This is a genomic window from Cellulomonas sp. P4_D11 (assembly GCF_056401915.1).
Window position 1 is genome coordinate 29,358 of record NZ_JBFUIK010000008.1, and the last position, 23,518, is coordinate 52,875.

General features: G+C 74.2%; 23 protein-coding genes. 12 read left to right on the forward strand and 11 right to left on the reverse strand.

Features of this window, described 5'->3' with window-relative positions; all coding sequences use genetic code 11:
* The first annotated feature begins 169 nt into the window (after positions 1-169).
* The 10 genes from AC1DT4_RS07000 to AC1DT4_RS07045 all read left to right on the forward strand — a co-directional run bounded on the left by AC1DT4_RS07000 (position 170) and on the right by AC1DT4_RS07045 (position 7,727).
* On the forward strand, positions 170-751 hold the full coding sequence (locus AC1DT4_RS07000; protein ID WP_477089057.1) for a heme-binding beta-barrel domain-containing protein: 582 nt from the start codon (positions 170-172) through the stop codon (positions 749-751).
* Positions 751-1,947: a CAF17-like 4Fe-4S cluster assembly/insertion protein YgfZ gene (ygfZ, locus tag AC1DT4_RS07005; RefSeq protein WP_477089058.1), complete on the forward strand. Its 1,197-nt coding sequence runs from the start codon at positions 751-753 to the stop codon at positions 1,945-1,947. The genes AC1DT4_RS07000 and ygfZ overlap by 1 nt, the downstream gene beginning before the upstream one ends.
* A 7-nt stretch (positions 1,948-1,954) precedes the next feature.
* Positions 1,955-3,055, forward strand: coding sequence for an FUSC family protein (locus AC1DT4_RS07010; protein WP_477089059.1), 1,101 nt, complete (start codon positions 1,955-1,957; stop codon positions 3,053-3,055).
* A gap of 114 nt (positions 3,056-3,169) precedes the next feature.
* Positions 3,170-3,436, forward strand: a complete 267-nt coding sequence (locus AC1DT4_RS07015) for a type II toxin-antitoxin system Phd/YefM family antitoxin (RefSeq protein WP_477089060.1) — start codon at positions 3,170-3,172, stop codon at positions 3,434-3,436.
* Position 3,437: 1 nt separating this feature from the next.
* Positions 3,438-3,857, forward strand: a complete 420-nt coding sequence (locus AC1DT4_RS07020; RefSeq protein WP_477089061.1) for a type II toxin-antitoxin system VapC family toxin — start codon at positions 3,438-3,440, stop codon at positions 3,855-3,857.
* A 19-nt stretch (positions 3,858-3,876) separates the two neighbouring features.
* Positions 3,877-4,218: a DUF2516 family protein gene (locus AC1DT4_RS07025; protein WP_477089062.1), complete on the forward strand. Its 342-nt coding sequence runs from the start codon at positions 3,877-3,879 to the stop codon at positions 4,216-4,218.
* On the forward strand, positions 4,212-5,177 hold the full coding sequence (locus AC1DT4_RS07030; protein ID WP_477089144.1) for an asparaginase: 966 nt from the start codon (positions 4,212-4,214) through the stop codon (positions 5,175-5,177). Before AC1DT4_RS07025 ends, AC1DT4_RS07030 begins: the two co-directional genes overlap by 7 nt.
* Complete coding sequence (gene dtd, locus AC1DT4_RS07035; protein ID WP_477089063.1) at positions 5,174-5,611, forward strand: D-aminoacyl-tRNA deacylase; 438 nt, start codon at positions 5,174-5,176, stop codon at positions 5,609-5,611. Before AC1DT4_RS07030 ends, dtd begins: the two co-directional genes overlap by 4 nt.
* A 796-nt stretch (positions 5,612-6,407) precedes the next feature.
* Positions 6,408-6,962 carry an O-acetyl-ADP-ribose deacetylase gene (locus tag AC1DT4_RS07040; RefSeq protein WP_477089064.1) on the forward strand — a complete coding sequence of 185 codons (555 nt, stop codon included), beginning with the start codon at positions 6,408-6,410 and terminating at the stop codon, positions 6,960-6,962.
* Positions 6,963-6,971: 9 nt separating this feature from the next.
* The gene (locus tag AC1DT4_RS07045; RefSeq protein WP_477089065.1) at positions 6,972-7,727 is read left to right on the forward strand and encodes a PIG-L deacetylase family protein; all 756 of its coding nucleotides are present in this window, start codon (positions 6,972-6,974) and stop codon (positions 7,725-7,727) included.
* On the opposite strand, the gene AC1DT4_RS07050 is transcribed toward AC1DT4_RS07045, so the two are convergent.
* The 3 genes from AC1DT4_RS07050 to AC1DT4_RS07060 form a co-directional block, all read right to left on the reverse strand.
* Positions 7,724-10,492 (reverse strand): cation-translocating P-type ATPase, encoded by a 2,769-nt coding sequence (locus AC1DT4_RS07050; RefSeq protein ID WP_477089066.1) that lies wholly within the window; start codon positions 10,490-10,492, stop codon positions 7,724-7,726. The two genes, AC1DT4_RS07045 and AC1DT4_RS07050, sit on opposite strands and share 4 nt — an antisense overlap.
* A gap of 112 nt (positions 10,493-10,604) precedes the next feature.
* Positions 10,605-12,707 carry an MMPL family transporter gene (locus AC1DT4_RS07055; protein ID WP_477089067.1) on the reverse strand — a complete coding sequence of 701 codons (2,103 nt, stop codon included), beginning with the start codon at positions 12,705-12,707 and terminating at the stop codon, positions 10,605-10,607.
* Positions 12,708-12,873: 166 nt separating this feature from the next.
* Positions 12,874-13,926, reverse strand: coding sequence for an aminotransferase class V-fold PLP-dependent enzyme (locus AC1DT4_RS07060; protein ID WP_477089068.1), 1,053 nt, complete (start codon positions 13,924-13,926; stop codon positions 12,874-12,876).
* A 120-nt stretch (positions 13,927-14,046) separates the two neighbouring features.
* Here AC1DT4_RS07060 and AC1DT4_RS07065 point away from each other — a divergent pair, with 120 nt between their 5' ends.
* Positions 14,047-14,334, forward strand: a complete 288-nt coding sequence (locus tag AC1DT4_RS07065; protein WP_477089069.1) for a hypothetical protein — start codon at positions 14,047-14,049, stop codon at positions 14,332-14,334.
* Here AC1DT4_RS07065 and AC1DT4_RS07070 read toward each other — a convergent pair.
* From AC1DT4_RS07070 to AC1DT4_RS07100, 7 genes are all read right to left on the reverse strand, one after another.
* Positions 14,331-14,981 carry a SanA/YdcF family protein gene (locus AC1DT4_RS07070; protein ID WP_477089070.1) on the reverse strand — a complete coding sequence of 217 codons (651 nt, stop codon included), beginning with the start codon at positions 14,979-14,981 and terminating at the stop codon, positions 14,331-14,333. The genes AC1DT4_RS07065 and AC1DT4_RS07070 overlap by 4 nt on opposite strands.
* Positions 14,982-15,047: 66 nt before the next feature.
* Positions 15,048-15,584, reverse strand: coding sequence for an alpha/beta hydrolase family protein (locus AC1DT4_RS07075; RefSeq protein ID WP_477089071.1), 537 nt, complete (start codon positions 15,582-15,584; stop codon positions 15,048-15,050).
* Positions 15,581-16,387, reverse strand: a complete 807-nt coding sequence (locus tag AC1DT4_RS07080) for a Cof-type HAD-IIB family hydrolase (RefSeq protein WP_477089072.1) — start codon at positions 16,385-16,387, stop codon at positions 15,581-15,583. Before AC1DT4_RS07080 ends, AC1DT4_RS07075 begins: the two co-directional genes overlap by 4 nt.
* Before the next feature lie 12 nt (positions 16,388-16,399).
* Positions 16,400-17,644 (reverse strand): allantoate amidohydrolase, encoded by a 1,245-nt coding sequence (locus AC1DT4_RS07085; protein WP_477089073.1) that lies wholly within the window; start codon positions 17,642-17,644, stop codon positions 16,400-16,402.
* Positions 17,644-18,852 (reverse strand): pyridoxal-phosphate-dependent aminotransferase family protein, encoded by a 1,209-nt coding sequence (locus AC1DT4_RS07090; protein WP_477089074.1) that lies wholly within the window; start codon positions 18,850-18,852, stop codon positions 17,644-17,646. Before AC1DT4_RS07090 ends, AC1DT4_RS07085 begins: the two co-directional genes overlap by 1 nt.
* A complete protein-coding gene (locus tag AC1DT4_RS07095) occupies positions 18,849-20,366 on the reverse strand; it encodes an amidase (protein WP_477089075.1) in 1,518 nt (505 codons plus the stop codon). Before AC1DT4_RS07095 ends, AC1DT4_RS07090 begins: the two co-directional genes overlap by 4 nt.
* Positions 20,363-21,445 (reverse strand): acetamidase/formamidase family protein, encoded by a 1,083-nt coding sequence (locus AC1DT4_RS07100; RefSeq protein WP_477089076.1) that lies wholly within the window; start codon positions 21,443-21,445, stop codon positions 20,363-20,365. The genes AC1DT4_RS07095 and AC1DT4_RS07100 overlap by 4 nt, the downstream gene beginning before the upstream one ends.
* Before the next feature lie 29 nt (positions 21,446-21,474).
* On the opposite strand from AC1DT4_RS07100, the gene AC1DT4_RS07105 reads away from it, so the two are divergent.
* The gene (locus tag AC1DT4_RS07105; protein WP_477089145.1) at positions 21,475-22,155 is read left to right on the forward strand and encodes a YoaK family protein; all 681 of its coding nucleotides are present in this window, start codon (positions 21,475-21,477) and stop codon (positions 22,153-22,155) included.
* A gap of 4 nt (positions 22,156-22,159) precedes the next feature.
* Here AC1DT4_RS07105 and allB read toward each other — a convergent pair whose 3' ends face one another.
* Positions 22,160-23,500, reverse strand: a complete 1,341-nt coding sequence (allB, locus tag AC1DT4_RS07110) for an allantoinase AllB (RefSeq protein ID WP_477089077.1) — start codon at positions 23,498-23,500, stop codon at positions 22,160-22,162.
* Positions 23,501-23,518: the final 18 nt, after the last annotated feature.

Below are 23,518 nucleotides of genomic sequence, written 5' to 3' on the forward strand. Positions count from 1 at the left end.
CTAGGGGTCTGCGCTCGTTAGGATCGTCGGCATGACTGCGCTCGAGGGAGTCTTCATCGGCCTGCTGGTCGCGGCGACGCTGACGATCGGCTGGTTCGCCTGCTTCGTCGTCTACCGGCTCTTCAAGGGCCAGCGCTGACGTCCTGCCCTGACGCTGGGAGGCCCGCACATGCCGTTCGTCCTGCCCGACCCCGAGGGCCTCGCCCCGGAGGTCTACCCGCTCGCGTGGCTGGTCGGTACGTGGCGCGGCGAGGGTGTCGTCGACTACCCCGGGATCGACGAGGCGACGTTCGCGCAGGAGATCGTCATCACCAGCGACGGTGGCCCGTACCTCGCGTACACGACGACCATCCGGCTGATCACTGCGCCGCCGGACACCGGCGCCCTCGTCGACGAGCCGCCGGCGCAGGTCTGGCAGACGGAGTCCGGCTACTGGCGCATCCCGCCCGAGCGCCCCACCGACTGGGGGCTCACGCCGGACCAGCACCCCGTCGAGCTGCTGGTCGCGGACGCGTCCGGGCACCTCGCGCTCTACATCGGCGCGGTCGGCAAGGGCCGGATCGACCTGGTGAGCGACGCGGTCGTCCGCACCGCCAGCAGCGCGGAGCTCAGCGCCGGCAAGCGCCTCTACGGCCTGGTGAACGGCGAGCTCATGTGGGCGCACGACATCGCCGCGTTCGGCCACCCCATGCAGTCCTACGCCTCCGGCCGCCTCGCGCGCGTCGAGGCCCTCACCGACGACGAGGCCTGATGACCACCGACGCACCCGTCGAGACGCCCGCCGAGCCGGTCGGGCACGGCGAGCCGCCGCGGCACGCCAGCCCCCTGCTCGCGCGGCACGGCGCGGTCCGGGCGTCCGGTCCCGACGACGGCGTCGCCTGGCACTACGGCGACCCGACGGCGGAGCAGCGCGCCCTCTCCCGCGGCGGCGCGGTCGTCGACCAGTCCTACCTCGGCGTCGTGACCGTGACGGGTCCGGACCGGCTCAGCTGGCTGAACTCGATCACCTCGCAGGAGCTGACCGCCCTCGCGCCCCGCACGTCGACCGAGCTGCTGGTCCTCAGCCCGCAGGGGCACGTCGAGCACGCGGCGGGCGTCGTCGACGACGGCGAGACCACCTGGCTGCTCACGGAGACGCCGATCGCGCTCGCCGCCTGGCTGAACCGCATGAAGTTCATGCTGCGCGTCGAGATCGCGGACGTGACGGACGCCTGGGCGGCCATCGGCGAGCCGGTGGATGCCGAGGGTGGGCCCGACGAGCCCGTGACCTGGCGCGACCCGTGGCCGACCACGGCCGTCGGCGGCACGCGCTACGGGCCTGCCGACGACGAGCACCCCGGCGCCGACCGCTCCTGGCGGCTGGTGCTCGTGCCTCGCGACCGGCTGCTCGAGGAGGTGCGCGCGCGCGAGGCCTCGGGCTGGCCGCTGGTCGGCACCTGGGCCAGCGAGGCCGCGCGCGTCGAGGCCTGGCGGCCGCGGGCGTCGCACGAGGTCGACCACCGGACCATCCCGCACGAGCTCGACTGGCTCCGCACCGCGGTGCACATGCAGAAGGGCTGCTACCGCGGGCAGGAGACGGTGGCGCGCGTGCACAACCTCGGCCGGCCGCCGCGCCGGCTCGTCCTGCTGCACCTGGACGGGTCGGGGCACCTGCTGCCCGAGCCCGGCGCGGCCGTGCACGACGTCGTGAAGACCGACAGCTCGCAGGAGCCCGGCCGGGTCGTCGGGCAGGTCACCACCGTCGCGCGGCACCACGAGCTCGGGCCCGTCGCGCTCGCGGTGGTCAAGAGGTCGGTCCCCGCGGACGTCGAGCTGGTCGTCGAGTGCGAGGGCGGGGCCGTCGCCGCCGGCCAGGAGCAGATCGTGCCCGGCGACGGCGTGTCCGTCGACCGGCCGGCCGCGCGCGGGCCCCTGACCCGCGGCCTGGGGCAGCACCCGATGCTGTGAGGTGCCTGTGACGGGCACCGACTCGCGCGCGCGCGTGGTCGTCGAGGCGCGGGTCCGGCAGGGCTGGACCAGGGTGCGTGCCGCCTGGTTCCCGATCCTGCAGGCGTCGCTGGCGGCCGCGATCGCGTTCGCGATCGCCCGGTACGTGGTGGGTCACCCGTTCCCGTTCTTCGCGCCCGTCAGCGCCTGGGTGGCGCTCGGGTTCACCGCCGACCGGTCGGTGCGGCGGGTGGCGGAGCTGGCCGTCGGCGTCGCGATCGGCGTCGCGCTGGGCGACCTGCTGGTGCACCTCATCGGCAACGGGGCCTGGCAGGTGGCCGTGGTGCTGTTCCTCGCGGCGATCATCGCGCGGTTCATCGACCGCGGGCAGATGCTCACCACGCAGGCGGGCGTGCAGGCACTCGTGATCGTCGGCCTCCCGGCCGTGTCGGCGTCGGGCGGCCCGCTGGGGCGTTGGGTCGACGCCGCCGTCGGGGGCGCCGTCGCGCTCGCGGTGGCGCTGCTGACCCCCCGGGACCCGCGCCGGCACCCCCGGGCGCTGGCGCGCGCCGCGGTCGAGGAGCTGGCCGGTGTGCTCCGCGTGCTCGGGCGCGGCCTGACGTCGGGGTCGACGGCCGACGTCGAGGACGCGCTGGTCCGCGGGCGCGCGTCGCAGCCCGCGATCGACGAGTGGTCCGAGACCGCCACCAACGCCGGCGAGCTGGCCCGCGTGTCACCGACCATCCGGAGGTACCGCGACGAGCTGGCCGGTCTGGCGGGCAACGCGGTGCTCGTCGACCGCGCCATGCGCAACGCCCGCGTGCTGGCCCGCCGGTCCCTGGCCGCGGTCGACGCGAAGACCCATGACATGGCGACCATCGCCGCGCAGGTCGACGCCACCGCGCGGGCGACCGAGGAGCTCGCCGCCGCGCTCGGCGCCGGGCGCGACCCGGAGCGTGCCCGGACGCAGCTGCTCGCCATCTCCCGCTCGCTCGACCCGTTCCGGCTGGCTGCGAACGACTGGCAGGTGCAGAGCCTGGTGCTGCTGCACCGCTCGCTCGTGGTCGACCTGCTCGAGGCGGCCGGCGTGCCCCCGCAGGAGGCGCGGGACTCGCTTCCGGAGATCTGAGGGACGCGGCCAGCGCGATCGTCAACAGCTCGCCCCGGGGCGCGCGGGGGCATCCACCATCGAGAAGCGCGCGACCACTGCCTGCGGGGCCCACCGGTTCGGTACGGTCGCTCCGTGGACGTCCCGGTCAGCGCGTTGCGCGCAGAGCTCAGGCAGTGGATCGAGGCCGCGCGCGCGGGGGAGGACGTGGTCATCACCGAGCGCGGGATCCCCGTCGCGCGGCTCAGCGCGATCGACGCGGCGGACCTGCTCACCCGGCTCGAGCGCGACGGCCTGCTGACGGCGGCGGCGACGTCGCGCCCGCCGGCCCGCAACGGGGACCGCACGGCCCCGGCGGCCAAGGGCGGGGTCTCCGACCTGGTCCGTCGGCTGCGCCGCTGAGATGGCGGTCGTCTACCTGGACACCAGCGCGCTGGTGAAGCTCTGCGTCGACGAGCCCGGGTCCACGCTGGTCGCTGCGCTGTGGGACGGCGCAGACCTGGTGGTCACGTCCCGCCTGGCCGACGCGGAGGTGCGCGCGGTGCTCGCCGGGGGTCGGCGCGCGGGACGGCTGGACGACGACGCCGCCGCCCACGCGCTCGCCACGTGGGGACGCCTCTGGCCCGGGCTGCACGTGCTCGAGCTGCGGGACGTCGTGACGACCTCGGCCGCGGCCCTGGTCGGGCGGCACCCCCTGCGCGCCGCCGACGCCCTGCACCTCGCGTCCGCGCTCGAGCTGCGGTCGCCCGACCTGGTCGTCGCCGCCTGGGACGAGCACCTCGCGGCCGCGGCGCGCGCCGAGGGCCTGCTGGTCGTCCCGTGATGTCTCGTAGGCTCGGCCCGTGATCGTGAGCCTGCAGGTCGTCATCTTCTACGTCTTCTACATCGCCATCTTCGGGCTCAGCCTGTGGGCGCTCATCGACCTGCTCCGGCGGCCGTCGTCCGCGTTCCCGCGTGCGGGCAAGCGGACCAAGGGCTTCTGGGGCGCGATCGTCGGGGTCGCCACCGCCGTCTCGTTCAGCGTGATCCCGATCCCTGGCGTGCCGCACCTCCCGTCGTTCCTGGCGCTCCTCGCGGCCGTCGGCGCGATCGTCTACCTCGTCGACGTGAAGCCCGCGGTCACGCCCTACTCGGGCCGCGGCGGGGGCCCGCGCCGCCCGAGCGGGCCGTCGGGCGGCTGGTGAGCGTGCCCGACATCGGCACCGCCGCGGTCCCGCTCGCGCGGGTGCTGCGCGGGGGACTGGTCGAGTCCGTGCACTCTGGCCACGTCGTGGTGCTCGCTCCCGACGGGTCCGAGCGACGGGTGCTCGGGGACGCCGACGCGACGGTGTGGGCGCGGTCGTCGCTCAAGCCCCTCCAGGCGGTCGCGATGCTGCGGGCGGGGCTGGACGTCGAGGGGGCCGCACTCGCGCTCGTGTGCGCCAGCCACAACGCCGAGGCGGGGCACCTCGAGGTGGTCCGGGCGGTGCTCGCGGCCGCCGGCCTGGGGGTCGACGACCTGCGGAACACCCCGGACTGGCCGCTCGACGCCGACGCCGCCTGGCAGTGGCGCGCCGACGGCCACGGCACCGAGCCGCTGACCCAGAACTGCTCCGGCAAGCACGCCGGCATGCTCGCGACGTGCGTGGCCGCCGGCTGGTCGACCCACGACTACCTGGACCCGGCGCACCCGCTGCAGCGGGCCACGCGCGACGTGGTCGCCGAGCTCACGGGAGTCCCGGTCGAGCTGGCGACCGTCGACGGCTGCGGGGCGCCCCTCTTCTCCACGACCCTGCGGGGGCTCGCCCGGTCGTTCGCGCGCCTGGCCGCCGGGGACGGCCTGGAGCGGCGCGTCGGCTCCGCGATGTCCGCGCACCCCTGGCACGTCGCCGGGACGGGTCGCGACGCCACCCGGTTCATGGAGGCGGTCCCCGGCCTGGTGGCCAAGGACGGGGCCGACGGCGTCTACGCGGCCGGCCTGGCCGACGGCGGGGCGGTCGCGATCAAGGTCGTCGACGGCTCGTCGCGCCCGCGCCCCGCGGTGCTCGCGGCCGCGCTCGCGGTGGCCGGGGTCGACCCGGCCCTGGTCGAGCCCGTCGGGCTCACACCGGTCCTCGGCCACGGTGCGCCGGTGGGCGAGGTCGTCGCGGCGTTCGGGCCGTGAGGGCGGTCGTCCAGCGCGTCACGCGCGCCGCCGTCACCGTCGACGGCATCGTCGTCGGCGCGATCGACCGACCTGGGCTGCTCGCGCTGGTCGGCGTCACGCCCGGCGACGGTCCCGCGCAGGTCGAGCTGATCGCGCGCAAGATCGCCGAGCTGCGCATCCTGCGCGACGAGCGGTGCGCGGTCGACATCGGCGCCCCCGTCCTCGTCGTCAGCCAGTTCACGCTCTACGGCGACACCCGCAAGGGGCGGCGACCCACGTGGAACGCGGCGGCGCCGGGCCCCGTGGCCCAACCGCTGGTCGATGCCGTCGTCGCGGACCTGCGCGCCCGCGGGCTCGAGGTGGCGACGGGGCTGTTCGGCGCGGACATGGCGGTCGAGCTGGTCAACGACGGCCCGGTGACGATCCTGCTGGAGTCGGTGCCGGACGCCTGACGGTCGCTTCGGATCGGACGCACGAAGAAGGCCCCTCGGAGTAAGCGTCCGAGGGGCCTTCCGTGCTCTCAGGTCTTCCGTCCCCGGCGAACCGGCGACCGACGCCGCGCTGACGGTGCGACTACGTCCCGACACCCGGTTCGCCACCGGCGCCGTCGACCCCGGAGGGGAGTCCAGCACCTGCGGCCCGCCGTGGGCGGGACGACTGCGAGCAACCTCCCGGTCCGTAACAACCCCCGCGTCGTCATCCGCGGGTCGTCGTGTTGCCACGACGATGTGGTCGTCCGTTCTCCGGTCGGCCCGACATCCACAGCCTGTCGCCGCCGACGCCACCACCCCGAAGGGCGTTCTGCGCCGCCTGCTCGATTCCCCGAAAGGCGTCGTGCGTCGAGGTTCGGGCCCTCCGGAGCAGTCGTCCACCCGGTCCACGCGATCTCCGAAGAGGCCACCTGACCTGCGGCTTCAGTCTCCCCTGGCGGGATCCTTCACCTGCGGTTCTCGATCTGTCGATCTCGATGTGAGATTTCTAGTCCCCCGCGGGAAGGGGCCACAAGGGCTTCGGAGACCTTTCTTTGTCCACCGGTTTCCCCACACCCTTGTCCACAGGCTCACCTGCGGAAACATCCGGTTAACACAGGGCTGTGGACAGAATTTGTGGACGGGCCGTGTGTCGTTCACCCGTCCGGGCGGCAGCCTTCGGTAGCATGGCAACCAGCAAAGGCCCCTCGGAGTAAGCGTCCGAGGGGCCTTGCTGCGTCTCCGTGCACCGCCGGCGCGGCGACGCGATGATGGCTCGATGCTGATCGAAGCCGTCCGAGGCGACATCACCACGCAGGACGTCGACGTCGTCGTCAACGCCGCGAACTCGTCGCTGCTCGGCGGCGGAGGGGTGGACGGCGCGATCCACGCGGCGGCCGGGCCCGAGCTGCTCGAGGCGTGCCGGGAGCTGCGCCGGACCACGCTGCCGGACGGGCTGCCCGTCGGCGACGCCGTCGCGAMCCCGGCGTTCCGGCTGCCGGCCCGCTGGGTCGTGCACACGGTGGGCCCCGACCGGCACGTCGGCCAGACCGACCCCGTGCTGCTCTCGTCGTGCTTCGCCCGGCCGCTCGAGCTGGCGGTGGGGCTCGGCGCGTCGAGCATCGCGTTCCCAGCCGTGAGCGCGGGGGTCTACGGGTGGGCGGTCGGTGACGTCGCACAGGTCGCCGTGCGCACCGTGCGCGCCTGGGAGGACGGGACCGACGCCGGCTGGTCCGACGGGCACCCGCGGCCGCACGGCATCGAGCTGGTGCGGTTCGTGCTCTTCTCGTCCGACGCCCTGGGGGCCTTCCAGTCCGCGCTGGACGCCCGCTAGCGTCGCAGGATGCCCGAGCTGCTGCCGGAGCTGCCGGACTCCGAGTTCCGCCGCGTGCTGTGCGTCGTGGCGCACCCCGACGACGTCGAGTACGGCACGTCGTCCGCCGTGGCCGTCTGGACCGCGCGGGGCGTCGAGGTGGCGTACCTGGTGCTCACGCGCGGCGAGGCGGGCATGGACGGCTCGCCGCCGGACCGGACGCGCGAGATCCGCACGCGCGAGCAGGTCACGGGCTCGGCCGCGGTGGGGGTCACCGACGTGCAGTTCCTCGACCACCCCGACGGCGTGCTGGAGTACGGCCTCGACCTGCGGCGGGACATCGCCCGGCGCATCCGCGAGGTGCGGCCCGACGCCGTGGTGACCGGCTCGTGGGAGGTCGAGTTCGTCGCCGGCCTGAACATGGCCGACCACCGCGTGGCCGGGCTCGCGACGCTGGACGCGGTGCGCGACGCCGGCAACCGGTGGGTCTTCACCGACCTGCTCGACGGCGGCCTCGAGCCGTGGGAGACGCGCTGGCTGCTGGTCGGCGGCGACCCGCGCCCGACCCACGGCGTCGACGTCACCGGCGAGCCCCTGCAGGCGGGCGTCCGGTCGCTCGAGGCCCATGCCGAGTACCTCGCCGGCCTGCCCGGGCACCCGGCGCCGCGGGACATGCTGCCGATGATCGCGGGGCTGCAGGGACGGGCGATGGGCGTCGAGCACGCCGTGCTGTTCCGCGCCTACGACCTGCAGGCGCCGCCGCCCGTGCTCGGCGACGACCGCTAGACCCGGGCGCGCGCCGGGCTCACCGCGTCCTGCGTGGTCAGGACCACCGGCCGCGCGGCCCGGCGGCGCATGAACACCTTGTCCAGCTCGGCGACGATCGGCAGCAGCAGGGCCAGCCCCAGGCAGGCCAGCCACTGCGGGCCGGACAGCGACTGGGTGGTGAGCCACTCCTGCAGGAAGCCCAGCTCGGTGGCGAGCACCACGAGGATCACGGGGATCGACAGCACCTTGACGGCCGTGAGGAGCGGGGCGGCCAGCCCGGACTCGGGCTCGCGGCGCAGGACGAGGCCCGAGAGCACGGAGCCGAGGCCCATGACGACGAACGCCATCGTCATCGACGCCGTCGCGTGGTCCGGGCTCGGCTCGTCCGGACCGCCGACCAGCGGGATCGCCGACGAGGCGAAGAGCACGAAGCCGTACAGGAGCCACCGCCGCACGGCGTGGCCGTTGCTGATGCCCTGGGTGGGGTCGCGCGGCGCCCGGTCCATGATCCCGGGGCCCACCGGGTCGAGCATGATCGCGATCACGGGGAACACGCAGACGAAGAAGTTGAGGAACAGCACCATCATCGGCGTCATCGCCACGCCGTCCGCGATGTCGAAGATGCTCGCGGCCAGGAACAGGATGACCAGGCCGATCAGCTGGCTCATCTGGAACCGGATGTACGCCGTGATCTTCTGGTAGATGCTCCGGCCCAGCTCGACCGCGTGCACCAGGGTGCTGAAGTTGTCGTCGGTGAGCACCAGGCGCGCGGCCTGCTTGGTGACCTCGCTGCCCGAGCCCATCGCCACGCCGATGTCGGCCTGCTTGATCGCGGCTGCGTCGTTCACGGCGTCCCCGGTCATGGCGACGACGAGACCTTCCTTCTGCATGAGCTGCACCAGCCGGAGCTTGTCCTCCGGCGTGACGCGGCCGAAGACGTGCAGGTTCGGCAGCCGCTCGAGGAGCTCGTCGTCGGTCAGGCGGGCGAGCTCGGGCCCGCTGATCGCGCCCGGGCCCAGGCCCAGCTGGGCGCCGATCGCGCTCGCGGTCACCGCGTGGTCCCCGGTGATCATGCGGACCTCGATGCCCGCCTTGAGCGCGATCTCGACGGCGATCTTGGCCGTCGGCCTCAGCGGGTCGACGATGCCGACCAGGCCGACGAACACGAGCTGCTCGACGTACGACATCGGGTCCGCCACGATCGCGGACTCGTCGGCCGGCGTGAGGAACCGCGTCGCGAAGGCGAGGGTGCGCAGACCCTGCGCCGCGAGCCGTTCCATCTCCGCCTCGATGTCGGCGCGCATCGTCTCGAGCTCGACCGTCTGGCCCGGACCGGCGAGTGCGTGCGTGCAGCGCGCCAGGACCACGTCCGGCCCGCCCTTGACCACCTCGACCAGCGTCCGGTCGCCGCGCCACGGCAGCCAGTGGGCAGTCGCCATGAACTTGTACGCCGAGTCGAACGGGACCTCGGCGACGCGCGGGTACGTCCGGCGGCTCTCCTCGGCGTCCACCCCGAGCTTCGCGGCCAGCACCACCAGCGCGGCCTCCGTGGGGTCGCCGATGACGGCGCCGTCGTCGGACACCGTCGCGTCGCTGGCCAGGCAGAGCCCGTACGCCAGCGGCGTGAGGTCGGGCACGTCCGCGCCGGCCGCCTGCAGGATCCGGCCGGACTTCTCGTACCCGTTGCCCTCGACCGTGAAGTGCTGGCCGACCGTGTACAGCGCCGTGACCGTCATCTCGTTGAGGGTCAGGGTCCCGGTCTTGTCCGAGTTGATCGAGCTGGTGGCGCCGAGGGTCTCCACGTCGTTGAGGTTGGCCACCACGGCCTTGGCGTCCGCCAGCTGCCGCGCGCCGTACGCGAGCATCGCCTGCACGAACGTCGGCAGGCCGGTGGGGATAGCGGAGATGGCCACGGCGGTCGCGAGGAACAGCAGGTCGCTCGCCGACTGTCCGCGCGCGATCCCGATGAGCACGATGACGGCCACCGCGCTCCACGCGATCACGCCGAGGACCTTGGTGAGCTTGTCGAGCTCGCGCTGCAGCGGCGACTTGGTCTTCTCCACCGACGAGAGCAGGGTCGCGATGGTGCCGATCTGCGTGGTCATGCCGGTGGCGGTGACGAGCATCGTGCCCGTGCCGCGGGTCACGGACGTGTTCTGGAACGCCATGTTCGCGCGGTCGCCCAGGGGGACGTCGTCGTCGGGAAGCGTCAGGACGTCCTTGCCGATCGGCGCGCTCTCGCCGGTGAGGGCCGCCTCCTGGGTCTCCATCGTGGCCGTCCGGACCAGCCGGCCGTCCGCGGGCACGATGTCGCCCGCCTCCAGCTCGACGACGTCGCCGGGCACGAGCTCGCGCGCCGCGATCTGCACGAGCACTCCGTCGCGCCGCACCCGGGACTGCGGCTCCTGCATGGTGGCGAGGGCGTCGACGCTCTTGCGGGCGAGCATCTCCTGCCGCGTGCCGATGACGACGTTGATCACCACGAGGAAGCCGACGATGACGGCGGTCGAGCCCTGTCCGATGGCGGCGCTCACCGCGGCGACGGCGATGAGCATGATGTTCATGGGGTCACGCAGCTGCTGGAAGACCACCGACCACACCGACGGCGCGGCCTGCGCCGTGAGCGTGTTGGGCCCGTACCGCTCCCGCCGCGCCGTCACCTCGCCGGCGGACAGACCGGCGACGAGATCCGTGTCGAGCTCGGCGCGGACGGCGTCCGGCTCGAGCGCCCACCAGCGGGTGGCCGGCGCAGTGGTGGACGGTGGGGCAGCGATCTCGGTCACCTGTGCTCCTCGTGCCGGCGAAGCCCCGCGAGGGGGCCCTCGAACCGACGCTAGCGTGAGATGCCCGGATCTGGGGATGATCCGGGCATCTCGGCCGTGCGCGAGGCGAAGGTCAGCCGACGGGGACGGCCACCGGCTCCTCGACGGGCTCCGGGTCCGCCTGCTTGCTGAGCCTGCTGGGCCACCACATCGCCTTGCCGATGTCGAGGTTCAGCGCCGTGACCAGCACGGACCTGACCACGAGGGTGTCCAGCAGGACGCCGAACGCGACCGCGAACCCGATCTCGGCGAACGCCACCAGCGGCAGCGTGCCGAGCACCGCGAACGTGCCGGCGAGGACGAGCCCGGCCGAGGTGATGACCCCGCCGGTGGCCGCCAGGCCGACCAGCGAGCCGCGGTGGTGCCCGATCCGGATCGCCTCCTCCCGCACCCGGGTCATGAGGAAGATGTTGTAGTCGATCCCCAGGGCGACCAGGAAGACGAACACGAACAGCGGGAAGGACGTGTCCGCCCCGGCGTAGCCGAAGACGTACTTGAACACGAGCGCGCTGATGCCGATGGCGGCGCCGAACGAGAGCACGACCGTGCCGACGAGCACCAGCGGGGCGACCACCGCCCTCAGCAGGATCATCAGGATGGTGAAGACGACCAGCAGGATGATCGGGATGATCAGCTTGTTGTCCGCCGACGAGGCGCGCTGGACGTCGAGGTTGACGGCCGTGGTGCCCCCGACGAGGGCGTCGGCGCCCGGCACCGCATGCACGGCGTCGCGCACCCGGTCGACCGTGTCGTAGGCGTCGTCGCTGTCGGGCGCCGACGTCAGGGTGCCCTCGATGTACGCGAGGTCGCCCTTGACGACGGGCTCGGTGATGCTCGTCGGGTCGATGCCGTCCACGTCGGCGAAGACGGAGGCGACCTGGGTGGCCTGGTCCGCGTTCGCGATGACGGCGACGGGCGACCCGGCGCCGCCCGGGAAGTGGGCCGAGAGCACCTTCTCGCCCTCGATCGACGGCTGGACCCCGCGGAACGACTCCTCGGTGGTCAGGCCGGTGGCGTTGAGCGCGACGATGCCGAGGCAGGCGACCGCGAGGGCCGCGGACGTGCCGACCCACGTGGCGCGCGGGCGGCGCTCGATGCGTCCCCCGACCCGGGCCCAGAAGCCGTGCACCGACGGCTCGTCGTCGCCGAGCCTCGGGGTGCGGGGCCAGAAGATCCACCGGCCGCAGGTGACCAGCAGCGCGGGCAGCAGGGTGAGCATGACCAGCAGCGCGACGATGATGCCGACCGCCGCGACCGGGCCGAGGCCGGCGGTCGAGTTCATCGTGGCGAAGAGGAGGCAGAGCATGCTGATGGCGACGGTCGCGCCGCTGGCGATGATCGCGGGGCTGGCCCGGTGCAGCGCCAGGGCCATGGCCTCGTGCCGGTCACGATGTTTGCGGAGCTCTTCCCGGTATCTGGCGACGATCAGCAACGCGTAGTCCGTCCCCGCGCCGAACACCAGGACCGTGAGGATGCCGGCGCTCTGCGCGTTGACCGTCAGGTCGAAGTTGTCCGCCAGCAGGTAGATGACGGCCTGCGACACCGTGAGCGCCACGCCCGCCGAGATCACCGGCAGGAGCCAGAGGATCGGGCTGCGGTACGTGATGAGCAGGATGACGATGACGACCGCGACGGCCGCGTACAGCAGCGTGCCGTCGATGCCCTCGAACGCCTTCGACGAGTCCGCGGCCGAGCCGGCCGGGCCGGTGACGTAGACGTCGAGCCCGTCGGGGCCGTCCTCCGCGGTGGCCCGCAGGTCGGCGACGGCGTCGGCGGCGAGGTTCCAGCCGTCCTTGCCCAGGTCGAGCGGGACGATGATCTGCGCCGCCTGGCCGTCCTCCGAGGGGATCGGGCCGACGACCTGCCCGTCGAGCGTGTCGAGCGTGCCGAAGTCCTGCGCGTCGGCCTGGATCGCGGCGAGGTCGTCGGGCGTCAGGCCCGAGGCGCGCGCGAAGACGATGACCGCGGGGATGGTGTTGGCGGACACGAAGCTGCTGGCGACGTCGAGCACCTCGGTCGACTCGGCGTTGCTCGGGAGCCAGGACTTCGCGTCGTTGTCCTGCGCGCCCGTGAGCTTGCCCGCCAGCGGGCCCAGCAGGGCCAGCACCGCGAGCCAGAAGACGATGACGGCGTACTTGAGGTAGCGATGGGTGATCCATCCGGCGACCTGAGACATGGGTGTTCCTCTGTGGGGTGTCGACGACGACAGGGAAGGTGCGGCCCGCTCGACGGGTGATACCTCGTCGGGGCGCCGGTGCCGGTGCTGCTTGCGATCCTAGGATTCCGCCGTCGTCCGGCCCAGGGATATCGGGGAGACCCCCGAGCCGACCCTCAGGTTCCCCTCAGGAGTTGCTCAGGGCAGCCAGGGCCCGGTCGACGTCGGCGGTGTCGTTCCAGACGTGGAACGCGAGCCGGACGCCGCCGCCGCGGCCTGCCGCGCGCGTACCGCCGGCCGCGAGCAGGGCGCGTCGGGAGCCGGCAGCGTCGTCGGGCAGGGCCACGATCGCGCTGCCGCCCGGCGCGAGGCCGAGCCCCTCCCGGAAGCTGTCGGCGAGCCCGACGGCGTGGCGCCGGACCTGCTCGGGGTCGGCCGCGGCGAACGCCTCGAGCGCGGGGACCGCGCCCACCCAGCAGAGCCAGGCGGGGGAGACGTCGAACCGGCGCGCGTCCCGGGCCAGCGTCATGCCGGGGCCGTAGACGGAGGACCAGATCTCCTCGCCCGCGTACCAGCTGGCGTTGACCGGCCGAATCTCCTGCGACCGCTCGGGGCCTACCGTGAGGAACGCCGTCCCGCGCGGGGCCGAGAGCCACTTGTAGGCCGAGCACACGGTGACGTCGAACCGGCCGGCGTCGATCGGCAGCCAGCCGGCGGCCTGCGTGATGTCGCAGACCGTCCGTGCTCCCGCGGCGGCGGCCGCCGCGGTGACGGCGTCGACGTCGGCGACCCGGCCGTCGACCGACTGCACGAGCGCGAACGCGACCGTGTGGGTGGTCGGGCGGATCTCGTCGGCCAGCGACTCCAGCGGCGCGTGCCGGACGGTGACGCCCCGGTCGGCCTGCGCGAGGAACGGGAACACCACAGACGAGAAGTCGCCGTCGACCACCAGCACCTCGGCGCCGTCGGGCAGGCTCGCCGCGACGGTGCCGACCAGCGCGGACGTCTGCGAGCCGATCGCGACGCGGGACGGGTCCGTGCCCACCAGCCGGGCGAACGCCGCCCGGGAGGCGACGACCGCCTCGTCGTAGACGGCGAGGTCCGCCTTCCCCGCCTGCCAGGTGTCGAGCGCCTCCCGCATCGCCTCGATCGTCGCCCGCGCCGGCAGACCGCAGGTGGCGGCGTCCAGGTAGCCGGGCACGGGGGCGAACGCGCCGCGCAGGCCGTCGAGGGAGTCCATGCCGACGATCGTCGCGCGGGCACCTGCCGCGCACAACGACGCGTCGTCGCTCGCGCGGCGGCGCCGGCCGCCGGCGCCGCTACCGTGTGGCCAGCACCGTCGCTGCCGAAGGGGTCAGTCATGCCGCCGCTCTGGACCGCCCGCCGCCTGCTCTGGACCGGGGTGGCCGTCGCGCTCGTCGCCAGGCTCGTCGTCAGCCCGTTCGTCGCGACTGTCGTCGCGAGGCTCCCGGTCGGGTACACGGTGCTCGGATGGCTGGACGCCGTCCTCACGCTGGTGGCCTACACGGGAGCGTCGATGGTCGCCGCGTCGTTCGTCGTGCGCGTCCTCGAGCAGCGCGGCGTGGTCCCGGCGGCGGCGCGCAACGCCAACAGCGTGCGGCCCGACCACCGGTCCAACGAGCTCTAGCCCGTCAGCGCGTCCCGTACCGCCGTCTCGGGCGGTCCGTCGTAGACCGGCGTACGCCCGGTCGCGGCGTCGAACGCCGCCTTCCACGACGCCGGCAGCTCCCGGGCCCGCCACGTGAACGCCTGCACGGGCCGGACGGACTGCGACGACACCCCGACGCCCGTGACCGCGATCCCCGCCGCGGTGCACGAGAAGAGGGCGCGGCGCAGGTGGTAGTCCTGCGTGACGACGACCGCGGCGTCGACGCCGAACACGTCGTGCGCCCGGACGCAGGAGTCGTGGGTGTCGAACCCGGCGTGGTCGCGGACCACGTCGTCGGCGGGGACGCCGTGCGCGACCAGCCAGTCGAGCATCGCGGTCGGCTCGTCGTGGTTCGCGTGCGCGTTGTCGCCGCTCACCAGGATCACGTCGACCGCCCCGCGCTCGTACAGGGCACGTGCGGCGTCGAGCCGGCGCGTGAGGTACACCGACGGGCTGCCGTCGGGCCGCAGGCCGGCGCCGAGCACGAGAGCGACCGGGGTCGGCGGGACGTCGTCGGCACCCCGCACGGCACGCTGGCCCACGCCCTGCACCCAGAGGATCGGCACGATGACCAGCGCGAACGCGGCCGCGACGACGATCCAGGCGGCGCGTCGGCGGGAGCTCACGGAGGGAGCGTAGGGCGTGGACGCGACCTGCGGGACGACTTCGTCGCGCTGACCGCGGCGAGGTCGTCAGTCGCGGTCGAGAGCGGTCAGCCAGCCGCGGACCGCCTCGGCCACGGCGGCCTGGCTGGTGGGCAGGTGCGGGCCGGGGAGGAAGACCGTCGTCACCGGGCCGGGGATCGTGGCGAGGTGCTCCGTCAGCTCGGCCGGCGAGCCGAACGGGTCGGTCGAGCCGGAGACGGCGAGCACGGGGACGCGGATGTCGGGCAGGTGAGCGATGCGCAGGGTGTCCGGCCTCCCCGGCGGGTGCAGGGGGTAGGAGAGGAGGACGAGGCCGGCGGCGGGGAGGCCCTCGGCGACGGCCATCGAGCACATCCGCCCGCCGAACGAGCGGCCGCCGAGGACCAGCTGCTCCGTGCCGACGCCCAGGGACGACGCGAACGCCTCGGCCCGTGCCCGCACCTCCGCGACGGCAGGGGCCGCCGTCTTCGGCAGGTCCAGCCGCAGCACGGGCAGCGGCGCGACGGCCCTCTCGACGGCGACGAGAGGCCCGCTCTCGCGGCTCCCGCCGAAGCCGGGGGTGAGCACCAGGCCGGCGATGCTCATGACAGCCCGAGCACCGACGTGATGGTCCGGACCACGCCGTTGGCGGTGTTGGCCGGCGCGATGAACCGGGCGTGCGCGCGGACGTCCGGGTGCGCGTTGTCCATCGCGAACGAGTAGTAGGCGGCGTCGAGCATGCCGATGTCGTTGAAGTAGTCGCCGAACACCATGGTCTGCTCGGCGGTGATGCCGAGGGCGGTCTGCACCGCGCGCAGGGCATGGCCCTTGTCCGCGGTGGGGCTCATGACGTCCACCCAGTGCTCGCCGGAGACGAGCGCGTCGAACGGCTCGAGCAGCGGGCCCGCGCCCGTGGCGGCCGAGCCGAAGTCGTAGACCGCCACCTTGAGCACCTCGTCCTCGACGGCGAGCAGGTCGTCGACGACCTCGAGCCGCGCGTAGTACGGCGTCGCCTGGTCGAGGAAGGCGTCGTCCGAGCGCTCGACGTAGGCGGAGCGCTTGCCGCACAGGACGGTGCCCAGGTCGAGGTGCGCCGCCGAGCGCACGACCTCGATCGCGGCCCGGGCGGTCGACAGGTCGAGCCCGTCCGCGCTGATCTGCTCGTCGTGCTGCGCGACGTACGAGCCGTTCTCCGCGATGTAGACCAGCTCGTCGCGGCCGAACTGGCGGCGCAGCGTGGCGTACTGGCGGCCGCTCGCGGGGCACAGGCGGATCCCGCGGCGGTCGAGCTCGTCGAGCAGCGGCCAGAAGTCGTCGTGGATCCGCTTCTCGTCGTCGAGCAGGGACCCGTCCATGTCGACCGCGATGAGCCGGATGTCGGGGACGGGGTCGAAGACGAGGGGCTCCACAGACCGATCCTCTCAGGCGGTCTCGCGGGCCAGGTGCTCCACCGTGGCCGTCAGCGCCTGGAGCCCGGTCTCGACGTCGGCCAGGCTGACGTCCTCGTCCGGGTGGTGGCTGATGCCGTCGGGGTTGCGCAGGAACAGCATGCCGACGCCCGTGACCGCGCCGATCGCCATGGCGTCGTGACCCGCGCGGCTGAACAGTGCCGGGACGTGTCGACGGCCGGTGTCCTCGATGCCGGCGCGGACCACGTCCTGCAGCAGGGTGTCGCACCTGACCGCGGGGGCCTCGTGCAGCTCGCGCGCGGACCAGGTCAGCCCGCGGCGGCCGGCGATCTCGTCCAGCTCGCGCGTGATGCTGCCCCAGACGCGGTCGCGGTCGTCGTCGTGCTCGCCGCGCAGGTCGACCGTGAGCCGCGCCTCGCCGGGCACCACGTTGACCGCACCCGGGAACGTCTCCAGCCGCCCGACCGTGCCGATGATGTGGTGCTCGGCCCGGCACAGCCGCTCGACGGCGAGCGCGACCTCGCTGGCGCCGAGCAGCGCGTCGTGCCGCTTCTCGTACCGGGCGCCCCCCGCGTGCCGGGCCTCGCCGTCGATCTGCACGGCGAACCGGCGCGCGCTCGCGATCGACGTGACCACGCCCAGGGGCGCGCCGCCGTCGTCGAGCTCCGGGCCCTGCTCGATGTGCGCCTCGAGGTACCCGGCCAGCGACTCCCGGGAGCGCGCGGCCGCGCCGATGCGACCCGGGTCGAGCCCGAACTCGCTGAACGCGGTGCGCAGCGTGGTGCCGTGCTCGTCGGTGAGGTCCCACCACGCCTCGTTCCAGCGCCCGGCCATCGCCGAGCTGCCCAGCAGCGCCGTGCCGAACCGGGCGCCCTCCTCGTCCCAGAACGCGACGACGTCGAGCCCGAACCGGAACGTCGGCAGCTGCGGCCGGAGCGCGCGGACCACCTCGATCGCCATGAGCACGCCGAGGATGCCGTCGTACCGCCCGGCGTCGCGGACGGTGTCGAGGTGGGAGCCCAGCAGCAGCGAGGGTGCGTCGGGGTCCCGGCCGGCCAGGTGGCCGCACTGGTTGCCGGCCTCGTCCTGCCACGTGTCGAGGCCCACCTCGCGCATCCAGCGGGCGGCGACCCGGTTCACGCGCGCATGCTCCGGGGACAGGTAGACCCGCTCGATCCCGCCGGCCATCGAGGTGTAGGCCGCGAGCTCGTCGCAACGCGCCATGATGCGCCGGGCGGCGGTGTGGACGTCGAGCATCAGAACGCCGAGTAGGCGGCGTCGACGCCGCCCCCATGAGGAACTCGCGCACCGGCCCGCCGCAGCACCTGCTCGAGGGCGGCGAGCGTCACCAGCACGGTGTCCAGGCGCGCGTTGGCGCCCATGGTCCCGATCCGCCAGACGCGCCCGTGGAGCGGGCCGAAGGACGTGCCGATCTCGATCCCGAAGTCCTGCAGCATGGCGCCGCGCGCTGCGTCGCCGTCCACCCCGTCCGGGATCTCGACCGCGACCACGTTGTTCATCTTGTGCGCGACGTCCCCGAACACGGTCAGGCCCAGACCGCGGACGCCCGCGAGCATCGCCACGCCGGCCCGCTCGTGCCGGTCGATGACCGCCTGGCGGCCCTCCTCGAGGAGGATCCGCGCGCACTCCCGGGCGGCGTACAGCATGCTCGTCGCCTCGGTGTGGTGGTTGAGCCGCCGCGGACCCCAGTAGTCGAGGACCATGCCGAGGTCGAAGTAGTTGGAGCGCACGGGTTCGCCCGCGTCCTCGTCCGACTCCTCGCGGAGCCCGGCCTCGATGCGCCGGCGGCCGTGGATCACCTCGACCGCGCGGTCGGACAGGCTGATCGGCGCGCTGCCCGAGGGCCCGGACAGGCACTTCTGCAGCCCGGCCGTGGCGGCGTCGATGCCCCACGCGTCCATCTCGAACGGGTTGCCGCCGAGTGACGCCGTGGCGTCGGTGTAGAGCAGGACGCCGTGGCGCTCGCAGACCGGGCCCAGCTCCTCCAGCGGCTGGTTCATCGTGGTCGACGTGTCGCCCTGCACCATCGCGAGCAGGTGCGGGCGCACCCGGACGATCGCCTCCTCGACGGCCGACGCGGTGAACACCTGGCCCCAGGGCACCTCGATGGTGTGCACCTCGGCCTGCGCCCGCAGCGCGATCTCCGCCAGCAGGTGCCCGAAGCGGCCGAACACCGGCACCAGCACGCGCTGCCCGGGCCGGGCCAGGGACACGATCGCCGCCTCGATCCCCGCGCGGGACGTCCCGTCGACCAGCAGGGTCGCCTCGTTGGTCGTCGCGAAGACCTCGCGGTAGAGCGCCATCGTCTCGGTCATGTACCCCGTCATGACCGGGTCGTACTGACCGATCAGCGGCGTGGACAGCGCCCGCAGCACGCGCGGGTCGGCGTTGACCGGCCCGGGGCCCATGAGCAGGCGGGGCGGCGGGTTCACCGGGGCGGTCATGCGTGGCCTCCTGCACTGGCGACGAGGGAGCGGGCGTGGCGGACGAGGGACAGGTCGGTGCCGCGGGGGCCGACGAGGGACACGCCCACCGGGGCCGGGCCGAGCTCCGAGGGGAAGTGCAGCACGGGGATCGACAGGGCGGGCAGCCCGCCGATGCCGGCCAGCGCCGTCATCCGCAGGGTCACCGCACGGACGCGGTCGAGCTCCTCGGCGCTCGCGGTGCGGGCCGGGGCCGGGCCGGGCGTCGTGGGGAGCACGAGGACGGCGTCGTCGGCGATGGCGCGCACAGTCTGGGCGAGCCGCTCGACCTCGGCACGGGCGGCCTCCTCCTGCGCAAGGGTCACCTCGCTCGCGACCGCGAACCGCTCGCGGACGCCGGGTCCGACGGCGTCCGGGTGCGCGGTGAGCCAGGCGCCGTGCGCCCGCCACGCCTCGGCCGCCTGCAGCACGCGGAAGGCCTCGACCCACTCGTCCAGCGGGCCGACGGAGACCTCCTCGGCGGTCCCCGCGGCCCACGCCTCGAACGCCTCGCGGGTGGCGGGCTCGACCAGCTGCAGGACCTCGACCGGGACCACCCGGCGCGGCGGCAGCAGGGGCGCGTCGTCCTCGAGGCACCAGGCCGCGACCCGCTCGAGCGTCGCCCCGTCCCGGGTGAGCCAGCCGACCGTGTCGAACGACGGCGCGAGCGGCACCATCCCCTGGCGGGGGACCAGCCCGTGGGTCGTGCGCAGCCCCCACAGCCCCTGGTAGCTCGCCGGCACGCGGATCGAGCCGCCGGTGTCGCTGGCCAGCCCTACGTCGGCCTGCCCGGTGGCGACGGCCGTGGCGGGGCCGCTCGACGACCCGCCCGGCAGCGCGCCTGGCACGGCGCCGTTGGCGGGGGTGCCGTAGTGGGGGTTGGTGCCCGCGATCGAGTACGCGAGCTCGTCGGTCCGGGCCAGGCCGCGCACGGAGGCCCCGCCCTTGAGCAGGTCGAGCACCGCGGGGGCGTGCTGGCGCTCGCGGGCGGCGCCGCGCAACCAGGTGGGGTTGCCGGCGCCGATGCGGTAGCCGCGGACCGCGAACACGTCCTTGACCGCGACGCGCAGCCCGAGCAGCGGACCCTCGAACGCGCCCTGGTAGAGCGGGTCGCCGACCGTGCGCCAGACCGACCGGTCGAAGCTGGGCGTGCGGCCCGTGACGTGCGCGGCGGTGATCCGCCAGCGGCCGTCCGTCAGCTGCCAGACCTGCGTCTGCAGCCCCGTCCCGCCGCCGTCGTAGCGGGAGGTCGCGACGATCAGCCAGCAGTCGTCGGCGAGCCGGCGGGACTCCACGCGGTCCAGCACCCGCGGCGTGATGCCGCCGCGGGTGCTGCGGAACGCGCTGATGGCGTCGTGGCCGACGAGGAGGCCGTTGCTGTCGCCGCGCATCGTGGACGGTCCGGGCGCGAAGGCGTCGTCCAGGGCCTCGACGTCGTCGCCGGCCAGCGCGCGCTCGTAGGCGTCGAACGCCTCCTGCAGGTCCGGGGGGATCATCGCGTGATCCCGTCCAGGTCGGCGACGCGGATCCGCGCGTGCGCCCCGCACACCTGGTCGACCACCTGGGAGATGTCGATGTCGGTCGCCGCGGACAGGTAGGCGTAGGCGAGGTGCTCGTCGAGCCCCCAGCGCGCCTGCAGCAGCGCGAGCGCGGCCCGGACGCACTTGCGCACAGCCTCGCCCAGGTCCTTGTCGAGCCCGGTCGGCACCAGGTACTCCGGGGTCTCGACCAGCGGGCCCTCGAACGGACCGAACCGCACGAGCGCCTCGTCCGCCGGCACCACGTCGAACCGCAGCGTGACCCGCAGCGACGCCTCGAGCGCGGTGAGCGCCACCTCGCCGTCGCCCTGCGCGAAGTGGGGGTCGCCGACGTAGGCGAGCGCGCCGGGCACCAGCACCGGGAGGTAGAGCGTGGCGCCCACCTGCAGCAGGTTGATGTCGATGTTCCCGCCGTGCGCGCCGGGCGGCACCGAGTGCGGCCGCTCGTCGCCGGGCACCGCGACCCCCATGATCCCGAGGAACGGCGCGAGCGGGAACTCGATCAGCCGCTCGCCACCCTCGACGGCGGGCAGGCACCCGACCAGGCCCTGCGCGCGCTCGGCGACCGTCGCGAACACCGAGACGTTCGACGGGCCGCGCGGCAGCTCGCCGGCCAGCGCGCCCCGACCGTGCCGGTTGGAGATCACGCCGTACGGCACGCGCGGCGTGGTCTCCAGCACCGTGACGGCGAGCAGGTCGCCCGGCTGCGCGCCCTCGACGTGGACGGGACCGGTCACGACGTGCGGCCCGTCGTGGGGGGAGCGGGTGAGGGTGCCGACGATCTCGACGGCGTCGGTCAGCACGTCGCCGGGCGCCACGCCGTGGCCGGTGAAGTACGCCAGCGGGTCGCTGCCCTGGTCGTCGAGCAGACCCTCGTGGCTGACCGTGTCGATGGTGACCTCCGTGCCCGGTGCCACGCGCAGGACGGGCTCGTCGGCACCGCACGGCAGCCGGCCCCACAGGACCGTGGCCGGCGTCGACGGCAGGTAGGACGCCGCCCGGATCTCGCCCGTGCCCGGCTGCAAGATTGCACTCATCGGTCCCGCACCCCCACCATGACGCCGTGATGAAGACCTGGGACGACGCGCGCCGACACCTGGTGCTCATGCTGGCACTGACGTTCACGACCGGCATCGTCGACGCCGTCGGCTACCTGGGTCTGGACCGCGTCTTCACCGCGAACATGACCGGCAACGTGGTCATCCTCGGCATGGCGCTCGCCGGTGCCGACGACCTGCCGATCCTGGGCCCGGCCCTCGCGCTCGTCGGGTTCCTCGGCGGTGCAGCGGTGGGCGGACGCGTGCTGCGCACCGCCCCGGCCGGCTGGTCGCACCGCACGAGCACCACGTTCGCCGCGACCGGAGTGCTTGCGGTCGCGCTCGGCGTCGGCGCGCTCGTCGCTCCCCCGCAGGAGGGCACCGTGTGGGCGCTCGTCGTCACCGCCCTGCTCGCCGTGGCCATGGGCCTGCAGGCCGCGACCGCGCGCCGGCTCGCGGTGAAGGACGTGACCACGGTCGTCGTCACCTCGACGCTCACCGGGCTCGCGGCGGACAGTCGCCTGGCCGGCGGCACCGGCGACGGCTGGGCGCGTCGCTCCCTCGCGGTGGCCCTGATCCTCGTCGGTGCGGGCGTCGGGGCGCTCCTGCTCAAGGTGGGCGGGGAGCAGGGCGTCGGCGTCGGCATGCTGTTCGCGGGCGTGCTCGCCCTGGTCGCCGCGGCGCTGGGCCACAAGCACCGCGAGGCCTGACGGCTCACGCACGGACGACCTCCGGCAGCAGCGCGCGGCCGGTCCCGGGTCGGGTGACCGCGCCGCGCTCCACGACCGCCGACCCGTGCAACCACACCGTCCGCACCGACCCCGCCAACGTCGCTCCGTCGTACGGCGAGACCGGGTTGCGGTGCTCGAGGCGGTGCACGTCGACCACCCGCTCGGCGTCGGGCGCGAACGCGACCAGGTGGGCGGGCGCTCCGACGGCGAGGACGCCCAGACCGTGCAGCCCCGCGACCGCGGCCGGACCGGTGGTGAACAGCGGGAGCAGGTCGGTCAGCGGCACCCCGCGGCGCCGCGCCTCGGTCCACACCACCGACAGCCCGAGCTGCAGGCCCGCGATGCCGCCCCAGGACAGCCCGAAGTCGGCGCTCTTGAGGTCCGCGGTGGACGGCGAGTGGTCGGAGACGATCGCGTCGATGGTCCCGTCCAGCACCGCGGCCCACAGGAGTTCCTGGTTGGCCGTGCCGCGGATGGGCGGGCAGCACTTGAACTGCGTCGCCGCCTCGGGCACGTCCTCGGCCCGCAGCGCGAGGTAGTGGGGGCACGTCTCCACCGTGAGCGGCAGCCCCTCGGCCTTGGCGGACCGGATCAGGTCGAGCGACCCGGCGTCGGACAGGTGCAGGACGTGCGCCCGGGCGCCGGTGCGTCGCATCGCGTCGATCACGCGCGCGATGGCGTGGCGCTCGCTGGCCGCCGGGCGGCTGGCCAGGAAGTCCGCGTAGCGCGGCCCCAGGGCGCCGTCGCCGCGCAGGTCGGCCGGGTCCTCGGCGTGCACGACGAGCACGGTGCCGAGCGCGGCGACCTCGGCCAGCGCACGCTCGAGCTGGTCGGCGTCGAGGTGGCCGAACTCGTCGACCCCCGAGGGCGTGAGGAACGCCTTGAACCCCCGGACCCCCGCCGCGTGCAGCGGCCCGAGCGTCCCGAGGTTGCCCGGCACCGCCCCGCCCCAGAACGCCACGTCGACGCTGAGCCTGCCGACGGTCGCCTCGAGCTTGGCGTCGAGCGCGTCGACCGACGTCGTCGGCGGGATCGAGTTGAGCGGCATGTCGACCAGCGTGGTCACCCCGCCGGCCGCCGCCGCGCGCGTCGCCGACGCGAAGCCCTCCCAGGCCGTGCGGCCCGGCTCGTTGACGTGCACGTGGCTGTCGACCAGGCCGGGCAGCAGCACCTCGTCGTCGGCCAGCTCGACCACCGGGACGCCGTCCGGGACCGGGCCGTCGGTCGCGGTGATGCGGCCGTCGGCGACGTGGACCTGCGCAGGCCGCAGCGCGCCGTCGATCCAGGCGCGGCCCGCGCGCACGACGAGGTCGGGGGTCGTCATCTGCGTCAGGCTACGGGC

Coding starts and splice junctions, on each gene's coding strand:
- AC1DT4_RS07065 (WP_477089069.1), top strand. CDS start 14,047: ATGCCGCCGCTCTGGACCGCCCGCCGCCTGCTCTGGACCGGGGTGGCC.
- AC1DT4_RS07000 (WP_477089057.1), top strand. CDS start 170: ATGCCGTTCGTCCTGCCCGACCCCGAGGGCCTCGCCCCGGAGGTCTAC.
- allB (WP_477089077.1), bottom strand. CDS start 23,500: ATGACGACCCCCGACCTCGTCGTGCGCGCGGGCCGCGCCTGGATCGAC.
- AC1DT4_RS07020 (WP_477089061.1), top strand. CDS start 3,438: ATGGCGGTCGTCTACCTGGACACCAGCGCGCTGGTGAAGCTCTGCGTC.
- AC1DT4_RS07095 (WP_477089075.1), bottom strand. CDS start 20,366: ATGATCCCCCCGGACCTGCAGGAGGCGTTCGACGCCTACGAGCGCGCG.
- AC1DT4_RS07045 (WP_477089065.1), top strand. CDS start 6,972: ATGCCCGAGCTGCTGCCGGAGCTGCCGGACTCCGAGTTCCGCCGCGTG.
- AC1DT4_RS07075 (WP_477089071.1), bottom strand. CDS start 15,584: ATGAGCATCGCCGGCCTGGTGCTCACCCCCGGCTTCGGCGGGAGCCGC.
- AC1DT4_RS07105 (WP_477089145.1), top strand. CDS start 21,475: ATGAAGACCTGGGACGACGCGCGCCGACACCTGGTGCTCATGCTGGCA.
- AC1DT4_RS07100 (WP_477089076.1), bottom strand. CDS start 21,445: ATGAGTGCAATCTTGCAGCCGGGCACGGGCGAGATCCGGGCGGCGTCC.
- AC1DT4_RS07055 (WP_477089067.1), bottom strand. CDS start 12,707: ATGTCTCAGGTCGCCGGATGGATCACCCATCGCTACCTCAAGTACGCC.
- AC1DT4_RS07090 (WP_477089074.1), bottom strand. CDS start 18,852: ATGACCGCCCCGGTGAACCCGCCGCCCCGCCTGCTCATGGGCCCCGGG.
- AC1DT4_RS07060 (WP_477089068.1), bottom strand. CDS start 13,926: ATGGACTCCCTCGACGGCCTGCGCGGCGCGTTCGCCCCCGTGCCCGGC.
- ygfZ (WP_477089058.1), top strand. CDS start 751: ATGACCACCGACGCACCCGTCGAGACGCCCGCCGAGCCGGTCGGGCAC.
- AC1DT4_RS07085 (WP_477089073.1), bottom strand. CDS start 17,644: ATGCTCGACGTCCACACCGCCGCCCGGCGCATCATGGCGCGTTGCGAC.